Origin of the sequence: Brevundimonas lenta, assembly GCF_014196335.1 — a bacterium.
GTDB classification, from domain to species: Bacteria; Pseudomonadota; Alphaproteobacteria; order Caulobacterales; family Caulobacteraceae; genus Brevundimonas; species Brevundimonas lenta.
Window position 1 is genome coordinate 913,869 of record NZ_JACIDM010000001.1, and the last position, 15,188, is coordinate 929,056.

The 15,188-nt window shown below is 68.3% G+C and carries 10 protein-coding genes; 4 read left to right on the forward strand and 6 right to left on the reverse strand.

Features of this window, described 5'->3' with window-relative positions; translation table 11 throughout:
* Positions 1-111: 111 nt before the first annotated feature.
* Together GGR12_RS04540 and GGR12_RS04545 are read right to left on the reverse strand one after the other, a co-directional pair.
* Positions 112-1,896: an acyl-CoA dehydrogenase C-terminal domain-containing protein gene (locus GGR12_RS04540; protein ID WP_183203183.1), complete on the reverse strand. Its 1,785-nt coding sequence runs from the start codon at positions 1,894-1,896 to the stop codon at positions 112-114.
* Between the two features lie 4 nt (positions 1,897-1,900).
* On the reverse strand, positions 1,901-2,386 hold the full coding sequence (locus GGR12_RS04545) for a MerR family transcriptional regulator (protein WP_183203184.1): 486 nt from the start codon (positions 2,384-2,386) through the stop codon (positions 1,901-1,903).
* 128 nt (positions 2,387-2,514) lie between these two features.
* On the opposite strand from GGR12_RS04545, the gene GGR12_RS04550 reads away from it, so the two are divergent.
* Entirely contained in the window at positions 2,515-3,984 is a 1,470-nt protein-coding gene (locus GGR12_RS04550) for a S41 family peptidase (RefSeq protein WP_183203185.1), read from the forward strand.
* An 8-nt stretch (positions 3,985-3,992) separates the two neighbouring features.
* Here GGR12_RS04550 and GGR12_RS04555 read toward each other — a convergent pair whose 3' ends face one another.
* On the reverse strand, positions 3,993-4,415 hold the full coding sequence (locus GGR12_RS04555) for a DoxX family protein (protein ID WP_183203186.1): 423 nt from the start codon (positions 4,413-4,415) through the stop codon (positions 3,993-3,995).
* A 220-nt stretch (positions 4,416-4,635) separates the two neighbouring features.
* Entirely contained in the window at positions 4,636-6,039 is a 1,404-nt protein-coding gene (locus tag GGR12_RS04560) for a protein adenylyltransferase SelO (protein ID WP_183203187.1), read from the reverse strand.
* Positions 6,040-6,224: 185 nt separating this feature from the next.
* On the opposite strand from GGR12_RS04560, the gene nhaA reads away from it, so the two are divergent.
* The 3 genes from nhaA (at position 6,225) to GGR12_RS04575 (ending at position 10,832) form a co-directional block, all read left to right on the forward strand.
* Positions 6,225-7,439 carry a Na+/H+ antiporter NhaA gene (gene nhaA, locus GGR12_RS04565; RefSeq protein ID WP_183203188.1) on the forward strand — a complete coding sequence of 405 codons (1,215 nt, stop codon included), beginning with the start codon at positions 6,225-6,227 and terminating at the stop codon, positions 7,437-7,439.
* Positions 7,440-7,668: 229 nt separating this feature from the next.
* Positions 7,669-10,293 (forward strand): TonB-dependent receptor, encoded by a 2,625-nt coding sequence (locus GGR12_RS04570; RefSeq protein WP_183203189.1) that lies wholly within the window; start codon positions 7,669-7,671, stop codon positions 10,291-10,293.
* Between the two features lie 74 nt (positions 10,294-10,367).
* The gene (locus GGR12_RS04575; RefSeq protein ID WP_183203190.1) at positions 10,368-10,832 is read left to right on the forward strand and encodes a surface-adhesin E family protein; all 465 of its coding nucleotides are present in this window, start codon (positions 10,368-10,370) and stop codon (positions 10,830-10,832) included.
* Between the two features lie 3 nt (positions 10,833-10,835).
* Here the strand turns inward: GGR12_RS04575 and GGR12_RS04580 are convergent, their stop codons facing one another.
* Complete coding sequence (locus GGR12_RS04580; RefSeq protein ID WP_183203191.1) at positions 10,836-13,937, reverse strand: efflux RND transporter permease subunit; 3,102 nt, start codon at positions 13,935-13,937, stop codon at positions 10,836-10,838.
* Between the two features lie 9 nt (positions 13,938-13,946).
* Complete coding sequence (locus tag GGR12_RS04585; RefSeq protein ID WP_343053089.1) at positions 13,947-15,104, reverse strand: efflux RND transporter periplasmic adaptor subunit; 1,158 nt, start codon at positions 15,102-15,104, stop codon at positions 13,947-13,949.
* Positions 15,105-15,188 lie beyond the last annotated feature (84 nt).

Sequence of the window (15,188 nt, forward strand, 5' to 3'; positions counted from 1 at the left end):
GTGGGGACGGCTCGATGAAGCGGGCGCCGCGTCCTGATGGATCGGCCCGCCCCACCCGGTCGTCGCTGACGCGCCGACCACCCTCCCCGGGACGGGGAGGGAGAACTCAGATCAGAACGCGTCCGCCGGCATGGCCATCAGCACGTCGGCGCCGGTCTTCAGCTTGGTCAGGTGCGCGCCGGCGTCCGGCAGGATGCGCTCCACGAAGTAACGGCCGGTCTGCAGCTTGGCGGCGTAGAACGGGTCGGTCGAACCGGCGTCGATCTGCTTCTGCGCCGCGATGGCCATCTGCGACCAGACATAGGCCAGGGCGGTCAGGCCGAAGATGTTCAGATAGTCGGTCGAGGCGGCGCCGGCGTTGTCCGGATTGGCCATGCCGTTCTGCATCAGCCACATCGTGCCTTCCTGCAGCTTCTTCTTGGCGTCGGCCAGGCCGTCGATGAAGGGCTTCACGGCTTCGTTCGAGCCGTTTTCGGCCACGAAGGCGTCGATGTCTCCGAACCAGCTCATGATGGCGCGGCCGCCCTGCGCGGGCAGCTTGCGGCCCACGAGATCCAGCGCCTGGATGCCGTTTGTGCCCTCGTAGATCATGGTGATCCGCGCATCGCGCAGATACTGCGAGGCCGGGAAATGCTCGGTGTAGCCCGAGCCGCCGTGGACCTGCATGGCCAGCGAGGCGGCGTGGAAGCCCTTGTCGGTCAGATAGGCTTTCAGCACGGGCGTCAGCAGACCCATGTAGTCCTTGGCCTTGGTCGCCACGGCCTCGTCCTCGGACTTCTCGAGGTCGGCCTGCAGCGCGGTCCACAGGATGAAGGCCTGGCCGCCTTCGACGAAGGCGCGGGCCTCCAGCAGCATGCGGCGCACGTCGGGGTGGACGATGATCGGATCGGCCGGGCCGTCCGGGTTCTTCGGACCGGTCAGGCTGCGGCCCTGCAGGCGATCCTTGGCGAACTCGGCGGCGGCCTGGTAGGCGGCGGTGCCGATGGCCAGGCCCTGCAGGCCGGTGCCGAGGCGGGCCTCGTTCATGACCACGAACATGTTGTTCATGCCCCGGCCTTCCTCGCCGATCAGCCAGCCCCTGGCGCCGTCGTACTGCATGACGGCCGTGGCGTTGCCGTGGATGCCCATCTTGTGCTCGAGGCCGGCGCATTCCAGCGTGTTGCGCTCACCGAGCGAGCCGTCCTCGTTGACGAGGAATTTCGGCACCACGAACAGCGACAGGCCCTTGATGCCCGGGACCGCGCCTTCGACGCGGGCCAGCACGGTGTGGATGATGTTGTCGGCGAAGTCGTGCTCGCCGGCCGAGATCCAGATCTTCTGGCCGGTGATCGAATAGGAGCCGTCGCCGTTCGGCACGGCCTTGGTCCGCACCATGCCCAGATCGGTGCCGCATTGCGGCTCGGTCAGGTTCATCGTGCCGGTCCATTCGCCCGACGTCATCTTGGGCAGGTATTTCTGCTTGATCTCTTCCGAGGCGTTGGCGTGGATGCCCGCCCAGGCGCCTGCCGTCAGGCCCGGATACATCGAGAAGGCCGCCGAGGCGCCCGCCGTGAACTGGCCCACGGCCGAGCCGATCACCGACGGCATGCCCTGGCCGCCGTAGGCCGGGTCCATCATCAGGGCGGGCCAGCCGGCCTCGACCATCTGGTGATAAGCCTCTTTCCAGCCCTTGGGCGTCGTGACCACGCCGCCTTCGGCCCAGTGGCAGCCTTCCTTGTCGCCGGGGTTGTTGATCGGCGCGATGACCTCGTCCGAGAAGCGCGCGGCTTCCTCGAGGATCTGTTGCGCCAGTTCGGACGACACGTCCTGGAAGCCGGGCTGGTTCGTATAGCGGTCGATCTCCAGCACCTCGTTCAGGATGAACGTCAGGTCGCGGACGGGGGCTTTGTACGCCATGCGCTCAGGCTCTCGCTTTGAAGGGCTGGTGGTTGTGGTCGGTGTTCAGGCGAGCCTTCATCAGGTTCGCGTATTCTTCGGCGCCGGGAAGCAGGTCGGGGCGGTACTCGCCCAGCTTCTCCTCCATCCACTGACAGGCGTCCTCGGCTGTCTGGATAGCGCCTTCGATGTCTTCGAGTTGCTGCTTCAGCGCCGCGATCTGGGCCCGGTGGCGACGCAGCGCCACGGCCATCTGATGGGCGTTGTGATCCTTGCGATCGTACAGATCCAGCATGTCCTGGATCTCCTGAAGGCTGAAGCCGATGCGTCGGCCCCGCAGGATCAGCTTCAGGCGGGCCCGGTCGCGGGCGTCATAGACCCGCGTCTGGCCTTTGCGCGCCGGGGTCAACAGGCCCTTGTCCTCATAGAAGCGCAGGGCCCGCGCCGTGGCGCTGAACTCGCGGCACAGCTGGCGGATCGAATAGGTGCGGTGATCGTCGGCGGTCGCCATGGGCGATACCTAGCCCGAACTTGACGCGCACGTAAAGGGAAGCTTTCGAGGGTCCTGACGCCGAAGTAACTTGGCAATCAGGCCTTGACGCGCAGAACCTCGCCCCAGGCGGGGAGCGGTGGGTGCGCATGGCGGTTTCGAGAAGATGGGTTGTCAGCCTTGCGGCCGCGCTTGCGCTGGGCCTCGCGCCGACCGTCGTCGTGGCCGACGTCCAGGATCCGGCTCCCGTGCTGTCCGCGGAGGATGCGCGGGCGGACCTCGACGCCCTCTACGCCGGGCTTGAACAGGCCCACTACGACCTGTTCGCCCACCGGTCGCGCGCCGACTACGACCGACTGCACGCCGACATGCGGGCGGGGATCACCGGTCCCATCACCCGTGACGAGGCGGCGGAGTTGTTCCAGCAGTTCACGGCCTATGGCCGGATCGGGCACGCGCGCATCGACGCCCCCACCACGGCCTTCGTCACCCGTCTGCGCGGCGGCGGACGCCTGCTGCCGCTGTTCGTCCGCATCGACGGCGGGCGCGTCCTCCTGACCGCGGCCGCCGATGTCGAAGGGCGGTTTCCCGCCGGCACGGAGATCGTGTCCCTGAATGGCGAGGACGCGTCGGTCTGGCTGGAGCGCCTGGGCGCATGGGTTTCGGCCGAGCGGCCGTACATGACCCATGCCCTGATGGAGCAGTCCTTCCCGGTCCTGCTCGGCTTCGCGCTTCCCGACGCCGACGGGATCGACGTCGTCGGACGTCGCCCCGACGGCGCCATCGTCGAAGGGCGGATTCCGGCCGTCACCCTCGCAGGGCGTCAGGCCCTCAGAACCGCCTGGCCGACGCCTGCGCTCGACCTGTCCGGTCGCGAGTTTCGTCTGCTCGGCGACGGGGTGGCCTACCTGCGTCCCGGTCCGTTCGAGGAGCATCCGGATGCGGCTTCAGGCGGCCCGGGCTTCACCGCCTTCGTCGACGACGCCTTCGGCCGCGCCATCCAGGCCGGTTCGACGGACATGATCATCGACCTGCGCAACAACGCCGGCGGCGACAACAGCTTCAGCGATCCGATGGTGGCGTGGTTCGCGGACCGGCCCTTCCGGTTCGCCTCCAGCTTCACCCTCCGCGCCAGCCCGCAGGCGAAGGCCTGGTACGCGCGTCTGGAGGGAGAGGGGGCGCCCGACGACATCCTGGCCCGGCTGGCCGCCGCCGAAGCCGCGCAGCCGGACGGCGTCCGCTATCCGTTCGAACTGGGCATGAACGCGCCTCGACCGGAGCCGCGCTTCCACGGCCGGGTCCATGTGCTGGTCAACCGGCACTCGTATTCGAACGCGACGTCGGTCGCCGCCCTGATTCAGGACTACGGGTTTGGCGAGGTCGTCGGCGAGGAGACGGCGGACGTGCCCACCACCTACGCCTCGATCATCTCGTTCGATCTGCCGCGCACCGGCTTCACCGTCACCTTCCCCAAGAGCCGCATCGTGCGGCCGAACGGGAGTGAAGCGGTGGCGGGGGTGGTGCCGGACCGGGTTCTGCCGCGCGAACCCATCGGAACAGGCGAGGATGTGGTCCTCGCGCAGACGATCGCCGCGATCCGGGCGGACCGCGGCGAATAGAGGTCAGATCAGCGAGCCTCGGCCCACCGCTTCCACAGCACGCCGGCCGTCATCGCCATCAGGATGACGTTGGTCACAGCCAGGCCGACGTCCGCGCCGGTGACGTGGATGGCCAGCATCGCGGTCTCAAGCAGCAGCAGTCCTGCGGCGGCGACGAGCAGCAGCGGGCGGCCGAACTTCCACGACACCAGCGGCGCCAGAACCAGCACGGCCAGGGTGATTTCGGCCACGCCCAGCCCGCGCACGAAGCTGTCGGAGACGAGCGCCGGCCATCGCATCAGCTCGACGAGATTGGTCATGGGCTCGGTCAGCTTGGCGTAACCGGCGGCGATGAAGAACATCGCGAGCCAGCCCTGCAGCGTCCACAGGGTCAGGTTGCGATAGCTGGCGCTGAGGCGCGAGCGGGGGGAGGTGAGGACCTGAGAAGTCATTGTTTCCGACGTTCGGGGAGGAACGCTCTTATTTGTAACAGTCGCGATATCGGAATGGACTTCCGGCTCCGCAAGAGGAAGCCGGCCGGCCGAAACGATCCGTGATTGCTTCGTGCCCGGACGACCCGGCCGAAGCATGGCGATATTCATAAATCTCCGTAATGCGAGCGCCTCACGGCTGACACGGAGAGAATGCGCCGGGCCTGCTGCCAGCCTGCTGTCAGCAGTAGGCGTCGCCCGCCGCCCGCAGTCCCGCGATCTTGGCCTCGAACGGCCCCCAGTCGTCGCCGGCGTCGATGGCCGCCCAGATCGCCTCGACCTCGTCGATCAGCATCTCCTCGGGCTCCGGCTTTGCGAACACCGCATTCTCCAGCCGCTCGGGCCGGTCGGGCTCGTGCTCGAACAGGGCGAAGCGGAAGGCGTCGAAGGCCTCGCCCTGGTACAGCCTGCCCCGTGTTCCGCCGAGCGCCCGCGCCGAGGAGGCGAAGCCGCCGAACCAGTCGAAGAACAGCGGCTCCCACCGCATCGCCTCGCCACCCTCGCGCAGCAGCGCCAGCGTCGTGTCCAGCAGTCGCTGGTCCGCAGCCTCGCCCACGCTCTTCACGCCCAGCCGGTTCAGGAAGGCGGTGCGCAGTTCGCGGATATAGGCCGGGCCGAATCCGTTCAGCGCCTCGGTCAGCGGCTCGACGTCCGCGACCAGCTTCAGCGCGCCGCCCAACTGCGTCAGCGCCCAGAACACCGCCTCCGGCTGGCGGGCGTAGGCGTACAGCCCCGTCTGATCGAAATAGGCGGCCGTGAAGCCCGGCTCGTAATATGGCAGGAACCGCCACGGGCCGTAGTCGAAGCTCTCGCCGGTGACGTTCAGATTGTCGGTGTTCAGCACCCCGTGCACGAAGCCGGCGGCGATCCAGCGGGCCATCAGCCGCGCCGACGCCTCGACCACGGCGCGCAGGAAGCCGGGGACGTCCCCCGCGGCGACCGTCGGGTGATAGAGCGCGCGGGCGTGCTCCACCATCGCCTCGACCATGTCGGCGCGGCCGAAGAAGGCCGGGCGCTGGAAGGTGCCGAAACGGATGTGGCTGTGTGACAGGCGCACAAGCACCGCCGACCGCGTCGGCGACGGCTCGTCGCCCCGCTCCAGCGCCTCGCCGGTCTCGATCAGGCTGAAGGCGCGGCTGGTCGGAACGCCCAGGGTCTCCAGCATCTCGGCCGCCAGCACCTCGCGCAGCCCGCCCTTCAGTGTCAGCCGCCCGTCGGCGGTGCGCGACCACGGCGTCTGGCCCGACCCCTTGGTGCCCAGGTCCAGCAGCCGGCCCTGATCGTCGCGCAATTGGGCGGCCAGGAAGCCGCGGCCGTCGCCCAGGTCCGGGTTGTAGGTGCGGAATTGATGCCCGTGATAGCGCATGGCGATCGGCCCCGGCTGGCCGGGCAGGGGCTCGAAGCGGGCGAAATGGGCGGTCCATTCGGCGTCGCTCAGCGTCTCCAGCCCGACCGTGGCCGCCGCCCTGTCGTTGCGGAAGCGCAGGATCGACTGCGGAAACGCCGCCGCCTGGACGGCGTCGCCATACTCCTCGCCCAGATCGAAGAAATGCGGTTCGGGGCGATAGGCGGGGGAGGGAGGCATCGCCGCCAGATGCGGCCTCGCGGGCCCGGACGCAACCGCGCGGCTTGAATGACGCGGCCGGCCCCGTATTCTGTCGGCAGCTATCAGGCCGGGTTCGCCCGGCCAGGCCGGCGCCTCTGGCGAATCCGGTCCGGCGTCCGTCGATAACCTGACGCCACGACCGTTCTTCCAGCCTGGAGGCCGCCGTGGCGCGCAAATTCACTCTCGACTTCCTCAAGACCGAAGCCGGCTCGGGCGCTGTCCTCGGCCTCGCCGCGCTGACGGCGTTGATCGTCGCCAACTCGCCCTGGTCGGCGGACTATTTCGGCTGGCTGAAAAGCGAGCACGTCGTCCAGCTCGGCCCCCTGATGCTGGAGCTGACGGTGTCCGAGTGGATCAAGGAAGGCCTGATGGCGGTCTTCTTCCTGGTCGTCGGGCTGGAGATCAAATACGAGATCCTGCGCGGAGAACTCAGCGATCCCCGCAAGCTGGCCACGCCGGTGCTGGCCGCCGCGGGCGGGATGATCGTTCCGGCGCTGGTCTACACGGCGTTCGCCGGCGCGTTGCACGGTCCGGCCCAGGGCTGGCCGATCCCCCTGGCCACGGACATCGCCTTCGCCCTGGCCGTCTTCGCCATGGTGGCGCGAGGTCTGCCGTCGTCACTGCGCGTCTTCCTCCTGACTCTCGCCATCGTCGACGACCTCGGGGCCATCGCCCTGATCGCCATCCTGTTCTCCAGCGGCGTCGACTGGCTGCCCCTGCTGTGGGCCATCGGTCTGCTGGCTGTCGGCGCGGTGGTCGGGCGCTGGCGCAAGATCCCGGCCCCCTTCTGGGCGATCGGTTTCGGCGCCGTCTGGTACCTGACTGTCCTGTCCGGCCTGTCCACCTCGCTGACTGCCGTGGCCTTCGCCGCCATCGTGCCGGTGCAGCCGCGCCGCACCGATGGCCAGAGTCCGCTTCGCGAGGCGATGCACGACCTTCACCCGTGGGTCGCCTTCCTGATCCTGCCCCTGTTCGCCTTCGCCAAGGCGGGCGTCAGCTTCGCCGGTCTGTCGCTGCAGCAGGCGTTCGCGCCGCTGGTCATCGAGATCGCGCTGGGCCTGTTCATCGGCAAGCAACTGGGCGTCTTCGGCGCGGCCGCCCTCGCTTCAGGCCTTGGAATAGGGCGGCGCCCCTCTGGCGCCACATGGCTGGAGCTTTACGGCATCGCCCTGCTGTGCGGCGTCGGCTTCACCATGAGTCTGTTCATCGGCGTGCTCGCCTTCCCCGGTGCAATCGATTCGCCGCAACAGGTAGAAGTGAAGCTGGGCGTCCTGGGCGGGTCTTTCCTGTCGGCGATCACCGGCGCCGTCGTTCTTGGAGTTGCGGCGGCCCGGCGCAAGAAATTCGCCTCACAGGTGCCGGATACTGGGTCAGCTTGACTGAATATTGACGTAAGGTCATCGATATCTGTCGCTTTTGCGTCACAGTATGGCTTCGGCCACGGCTGAAATGAGGCGTGATCGACCGGCGCTCCTTGTCGGTGAGTCCGGCCTGCGTTACCCCGAATGGTGGAGTTCCGCGCTCCACGATAAGGGCGCGGACCAGGGATCAGGAAACGCCGCGGTGCCCCGTCGAGAACGGTCCCGCGCCAACGTCGGGGAGCCGTGCATGCGCTTTACCAATATTCTTCGCACTACCGTGTCGGCCGCTGTGGTCGGCGCCTGTGCGTTCGGCTTCGCCGGCGCCGCCGCCGCCCAGGACCAGGAAGGTCCGGCGACGATCGACGACATCATCGTCACCGCCCAGAAGCGTGAACAGAACCTGCAGGACGTGCCGATCGTGGTCACCAGCCTGCCGGCTGAGATCCTGAACGACGCGGGCGTCCGCGACATCAAGGATCTGCAGATCCTGACCCCCGGCATGACCGTCACCTCGACGGCGTCGGAAGCCTCGACCACCGCCCGTATCCGCGGCGTCGGCACCGTCGGCGACAACCCTGGCCTGGAAAGCTCGGTCGGCGTCGTGATCGACGGCGTCTACCGCTCGCGCAACTCGGTCGGCTTCGGCGACCTGGGCGAACTGAGCCGCATCGAAGTGCTGAAGGGCCCGCAAGGCACCCTGTTCGGCAAGAACACCTCGGCCGGCGTCATCAACATCATCACCGAGGCCCCGTCGTTCACGCCGGGCTTCAACGCCGAGATCACGGGCGGCAACTACGGCGCCGTCGGCGTCTCGGGTTCGCTCACCGGCCCGATCACCGATCAGCTGGCCTACCGCGTGTACGCCGGCCGCCGCGTCCGCGACGGCTTCTATGACGTGGACACCGGTGACGGCCCGCGCACCGAAACGGACGACGCCAACCAGGACTTCGAGACCTTCCGCGGCCAGCTGCTGTGGCTGCCGAACGACGCGACCTCGATCCGCCTGATCGCCGACTACACGCACCGCGACGAATACTGCTGCGCCGCCGTCCAGCTGCGCACCGGCCCGACCTTCCCGTTCGTCGACGGTCTGTCGAACGGCACCGGCCAGATGCCTCCGGCTCCGGGCTTCGGTCGCCTGCCCTTCTCGCGCCAGGCCTTCGCCAACCGCGCGACCGGCCAGGAAATCGAGGACATGGGCGTGTCCGTCGAGGCCAACATCGACATCCCGTCGCTCGACGCGACCCTGACCTCCGTCACCTCGTGGCGTAACTGGGAAGGCGTCCTGGGCACCGACATCGACTACACCGGCGCCGACATCGCCTACCGAGTCCAGGACGGCGACTTCGGCTACACCGTCGAGAACCTGACCCAGGAATTCCGCCTCGCCGGTCAGACCGACAAGCTCGACTGGCTGGTCGGCTTCTTCGCCACCAAGGAAGACATCGGCCGTAACGACAGCTGGTATTTCGGCGCCGACTACACGCCGTTCCTGTCGTTCCTGCTCAGCGCCCGACTGAACGCGGCCGTCCCGGCCTTCCCGATCAGCCCGTCGACCATCGGCTGCTACACGGTCGCCGGTCAGACCGCTGCGGGCTTCCAGGGCTGCCTCGGCACCGGCGGCGCTGTCGGCGGCGGTGGCCCCGGCTTCACGGTCGGCCAGGGCTATGAGGACGTCTACGATCAGGAGTCGACCTCGGTCGCCCTGTTCACCAACAACACCTGGCACGTCACCGACCAGTTCGATATCACCCTCGGCCTTCGCTATACGATGGACGAGAAGAGCGTCGACGGCCGTCAGCGCAACGTGAACGGCAACGGCGGCACCTGCGCCGCGGCCCTCGCCAACCAGGGCGCCATCTTCACGGCCTTCGGCGGCGCGGCCAACCCGGCCAACCCGACCGCGACCCTGCTTGGCAACTTCTGCCTGCCCTGGTCGAACGCCTTCTACAACGGCCCGGGCGGCTTCCGCGCCGTCAACGAAAGCTTCGACGACGGCGAGCTGAGCGGCACCATCAAGGGCGCGTACCGGATCAACGACTCGGTCATGACCTATGTGTCGTACGCCCGCGGCTACAAGAGCTTCGGCTACAACCTCGACCGCGTGCAGACCGGCATCACGCCGAACGCCTCGCTGCTGTTCCCGTCGGAAACCGTGGACAGCTGGGAAGCCGGCGTGAAGATGACGCTGCTGGACCGCACCCTGCTGCTGAACGCCACCTACTTCGACCAGACGTTCGAGGACTTCCAGCTCAACACCTTCCTCGGCACCGCCTTCGTGGTGGAATCGATCCCCGAGCTGAAGTCGCGCGGCGTTGACGCCGACATGCTGTGGTTCACGCCGGTCGACGGCCTGAGCCTGCAGGGCGGCGTGACCTGGACCGACGCCGAGTACGGCAACTTCATCGCCGCCGACCTGGTCAGCCCCGGCAACTTCCCGCAGCTGTCGCTGCTGCCGGGCGCCCGCGCCTCGTTCGCTCCGGAATGGTCGGTCTCGGGCTCGGTCAACTTCGACCGCAGCATCGGCAACGGCATGCGCGCCGGCTTCAGCCTCGCGGCCAAGTACATGTCGGACTACAACACCGGCTCGGACCTGCTGCCGTACAAGGAGCAGAGCGCCTACACGACGGTGAACGGCCGCATCATGATCGGCGCCGAGGATGAAGCCTGGACCTTCGAGGTCTGGGGCCAGAACATCACGGACGAAGAGTACACCCAGGTCGCCTTCAACGCCCCGCTGCAAGGCTCGGCGTTCCAGACGACCCAGCAGCCGAACGGCACCTTCTACAACCCGGCGCTGGACACCCAGACCTACAACGCCTTCCTGGGCAACCCGCGCACCTACGGCGCGACCCTGCGCTTCAAATACTGATCGCTTCGCCTCACGGCGGATCGAACGAGCCGGCCGGGGGAAACCCCGGCCGGTTTTGTTTTGGGGGAGACATCATGAGCGCGAACATTCTGGCCGTAGTCGCGGTCGCTATCCTTTCGACGCAGGCTTCGGGCGGGGCGTGGCGGGTCGTGTCCCTGGGGGAGACGTCCGCGTTTGCAGTCGATGCGGCGTCGATCACGACGGAGGGCGACTGGCGGGCCGGAGAGGTTCTCCTGGCCGGCGCTTCCTCATCGCCGATTGCCGACGATTTCGTTCTGCACTTTCAGGCCGACTGCCCCGGAAATCGCATTCGTCAGACGCGAATGGCGGCCTGGTCCCGGGAAGGCGTCTTGCGCGGCGAGGCGCCGGCTCCGGACAATCCGTGGGCGCCGATCTCGCCGGGTACGGCGGTGGAAAGTATCGCCCTCGCCCTCTGCGAAGGCGTCTTCATGGACGACGCGCCGTTCGCCCGTAACCATGTCGAGGCCGCTGCACGCATGCGCCGCGGCCTCGATTCGATGAACGCCGGAGCCGACTAGGCCCTATTCCGCCAGCGACGGTTCCGGACGCGGCTCCACGGTGCGGTTCGGTTCGCTGCGGCGGGCGATGAAGCCGCCGCCGAACTTGCGCACGATCCAGCCCGCGATGTCGTCCACGATCGTGAAGATCGGCGGGATGAACAGCAGCGACAGGAAGGTGGAAGAGATCAGACCGCCGACGACCGCGATGGCCATCGGTTGCCGGAACTCGACGTCCGCGCCCCAGCCCATGGCCACGGGCAGCATGCCGGCGCCCATGGCGAAGGTGGTCATCAGGATCGGCCGCGCCCGCTTGTGGGCGGCGTCCATGATGGCGCTGTGCCGCTTCATCCCGTCCTTCTCGGCCATGACGATATAGTCGACCAGCAGGATCGAGTTCTTGGCCGCGATGCCCATCAGCATCAGCACCCCGATCAGCGAGGAGATCGAGAAGCTGGAGCCGCCGATCTTCAGCGCGATGAACGCGCCCCCGATGGCCAGCGGCAGCGAGGCCATGATGGTGACCGGATAGGCGAAGCTGCGGAACAGCAGCACCAGCACGGCGTACATCAGCAGGATGCCGGTCAGGAAGGCGACCGCGAAGCCGGTGATCATCTCCTGGATGAACTCCTGGTCCCCGGCCGGCGTCTGACGCACGCCCGTCGGCAGGTTCTTCACCGACGGCAGCTTCTTCACCGCCGCATCGGCCTCGCCCGAGCGGACGCCGTCCAGTTCGGCCGTGATCGTGGCGATGCGGGCGCGATCCTGGCGCTGCACCTGTGACGGGCCGGCGCCGAACTGGATGTCGGCGACCGAGCTCAACGGCACCGCTCCGCCGGTGGCGGTCGGCACGCGCAGATTCTCCAGCACCGCCAGATCCTCCCGCGCCGCCGACGTCAGTTGCAGCCGGATCGGCACCTGCCGGTCGCCCAGATTGAACTTCGGCAGGTTCTGATCGATGTCGCCGATGGTGGCCACGCGGATCGTCTGCGAGATGTCGCTGGTCGACACGCCCATCAGGGCGGCCTGGTCGGGCCGCGGCGTGACGAGGATTTCAGGCCGCGCGATCGAGGCCGTGTTGACCACATTGGCCAGACCCGGAACCGTGCGCATCTCGGCCTCGATCTTCCGGGCCGCCGCTTCCAGCTGATCCGGGCTGTCGCTCAGGATCGAGAAGGCGTAGCTGGTGCCGTCCGACGGTCCGCCGCCCGAGTTGCCGGTACCGGAGCCGATACGGGCCCCCGGAATGGACTTCCAGCGATCGACCATCAGGCGCTGGAACTCCTGCTGGCTCAGCGCCCGGTCGCCCTTGTCGACCATGTCGGCGTAGATGTTGGCGGCGTTCACTTCCGATCCGCCGATCGAGGCGTAGACCGAGGTCACCTCGGGTCGTTCCTGCAGATCGCGGATCATCCGCTGCGCGATGGCGTCCGTCTGGCGCAGCGTCGCGCCCGGCGGCAGCTCGATCGAGAAGGCGGCGCGCGACTGGTCGCCCGACGGCGAGAATTCGAACGGCACCTTGGTGGCCAGGAAGCCGCAGCCGACGAACAGGACGGTCCCGATGGCGAACACTTTCCAGCGGTTCGACAGCGACCAGCGCAGGGCGCTGAGGTAGCCGCTCATCCAGAACGGATCGGAGTCCTCGTGCTTGCTGTGCTTCAGCATGTAGGCCGCCATCAGCGGCGTCAGGGTCCGCGCCACGACCAGCGAGAAGGCCACCGAGACGCACGCCGCCAGGGCGAAGGCCTTGAAGAACTGGCCGATGATGCCGGGCATGAAGCCCACCGGCGCGAACACGGCCAGGATGGTCGCGGTCGTCGCCACGACGGCCAGGCCGATCTCGTCGGCGGCCTCCATCGAAGCGGCGTAGGGCGATTTGCCGTCCCGCATGTGCCGGACGATGTTCTCGATCTCCACGATCGCGTCGTCGACCAGGATGCCCACGGTCAGCGACAGGGCCAGCAGCGTCACCACGTTCAGCGACTGGTCCAATGGCCCCAGGATGGCGAAGGTCGGTATCAGCGACAGGGGCATGGCCATGGCGGTGATGATCGTCGCCCGCCAGTCGCGCAGGAAGATGAACACCACGATCACCGCCAGCAGGGCGCCCAGGCCCAGCGCTTCCAGCGAGGCGATGTAGCTTTCCTCGATGTATTCGACGCTGGCCGTGACCTGCTCGATGGTCAGCTCGGGATGTTCCTCGTCCAGCAGCGCGACGCGTTCACGCACCTTGTCGGCGACCTTGACCTCGCTCGCCGTGCGCGAACGCAGGAAGTTGAAGGTCACCGCTTCCTGGCCGTTGAAGCGGGCCAGACGGCGCGGCTCGGTCCACTTGTCCTCGACCGTGCCCAGATCGCCCAGGCGCACGGTGCGGCCGCCGCCCAGCGGGATCATCGTCTCGCGCAACTGCTCGACCGAGCCGGCCGCGCCGAGGGTGCGGATCGAGCGTTCGGAGCCCGACACCGTCACCCGCCCGCCCGGCAGGTCGTTGTTCACGGAGCGCAGCGCCTGGCTGACTTCGGCCGCCGTCAGGCCGACCGAGTTCAGGCGGTCGGGATCCAGCTCGACGCGGATCTCGCGATCCACGCCGCCCGAGCGGTTGACCTCGCCGACGCCGCCGATCGACAGCAGCGACCGGCTGACCTCGTTGTCGATGAACCAGCTGATCTGCTCCGGCGTCATCGTGCCCGAGCGGACCACCCAGGTGATCAGGGCGTCGCCGGTGATGTCGATGCGCTGGACGCTGGGTTCCTGCATGTCCTGCGGCAGGTCGGCGCGCAGGTTGCTCATCGCATTGCGCACGTCATTGGTCGCGCGCTCGGTGTCGGTGCCCAGTTCGAACTCGATCTGGGTGTTCGAGACCCCGTCGGAGATCTGCGAATTGATGTGGCGGACGCCCGACAGGCCGGCCAGCGAGTCCTCGACCAGCCGGGTGACCTGCACCTCCATCTCGCTCGGCGCCGCGCCCGGCCGCACGGCCGTGACGTTGACCAGCGGGAAGTCGATGTCCGGATTGTTGTTGATCCGCATCCCCAGGAAGCCGTTGATCCCGGCCAGGGTCAGCAGAATGAACATCAGGATGATCGGAATGGGATTCCGGATCGACCAGGATGAAATATTGCGCATGACGCTACCTTACTTCCGGGCCGGAGCGGCCGCCGCGCGGGCGGGGGCCGGACGCGCCGCGGCGGGCCCGGCGACGGTCACCCGGTCGCCTTCGCCGAGGAAGCCGGCGCCGTCGACCACGACGCGGACGCCCGCCTCGATGCCGGCGACTGCGGTGCGGTCAGCGTTGCGCGAGAGCACGGTGACGACCCGGAAGTGGGCGCGGTTCTGGGCGTCCAGCACGAACACGCCGGCCCGGTTCTCACGATACAGGACGGCGGCGGTCGGCACGGTCACGGACGGCTGGGCGCCGACCTCGATGCGGGCGCGGGCGAACATGCCCGGCCGGAACGAACCGCCGTTCAGGGCGATGCGGGCGATGCCCAGGCGGGTCTCGGTGTTGACCTCGGGCGTCACGATCCGGACCCGGCCGGGCGCCTCGCCGACCTGATCGGAGGACACCGTCGCCGTCTGCCCGGCGCGCACCAGCGCCAGTTCGGTCTCCGGCACCTGGGCGTCCAGCTCCAGGCGGCCGTCGCGGACGATGCGGAACAGCTCCGTCCCGGCCGAAATGATCTGGCCGCGGGTCACGCTGCGGCTGATGACCAGGCCCGAGACGGGCGCGCGCACGGTCGCCTGCGCCAGCCGGGTCTGGGTCTCGGACAGCGAAGCTCGGGCCGACGCCAGGTTGGCGCGCGAGGCGCGCTGGTTGGCCAGGGCGGTATCCAGGCCCGCCTGGCTCAGGAAGCCGCGTCCCTTCAGTTCCTCCGCCCGGCTCAGCGCGGCGTCGTCGCGCGCGGCGTTGGCCTCGGCGGTCTGCACCGCGGCCTGTTGCTGGCGCAGCTGGGCGCGCAGCAGGGCGTCGTTCATCTGCACAAGGGGCTGGCCCTGACGGACATAGGAGCCTTCGTCGACGTGCACCGCCGTGGCCGTCAGGCCGCCGGTCTCGGCGCCCACCGGCACCTCTTCCCATGCCGTCACGGTGCCCGAGGCGGTGACGGTGCGGGCCAGGTTCATGGTCGTCGCGGTCTGCACGCTCACGGTCTGGGTGCTGGCGCCGCCGCCGGTCTTCTCGGCCGCCTTGGCGTCGTCCTTCTTTTCGCCGCCGCCGCAGGCGGACAGCGCCACCGAGGCGGTCATCAGGGCGACGGCCAAGCCGGTCCAGGTGCTGCGGGTGTTGATCGCCACGTCTTATCCCCTTGGCGGCCGGTGGGGGAGGGGACCGGCCGAAAACGGCGCTGCGGTTCGCGCGCCCATTGTCATCCGTCGTTG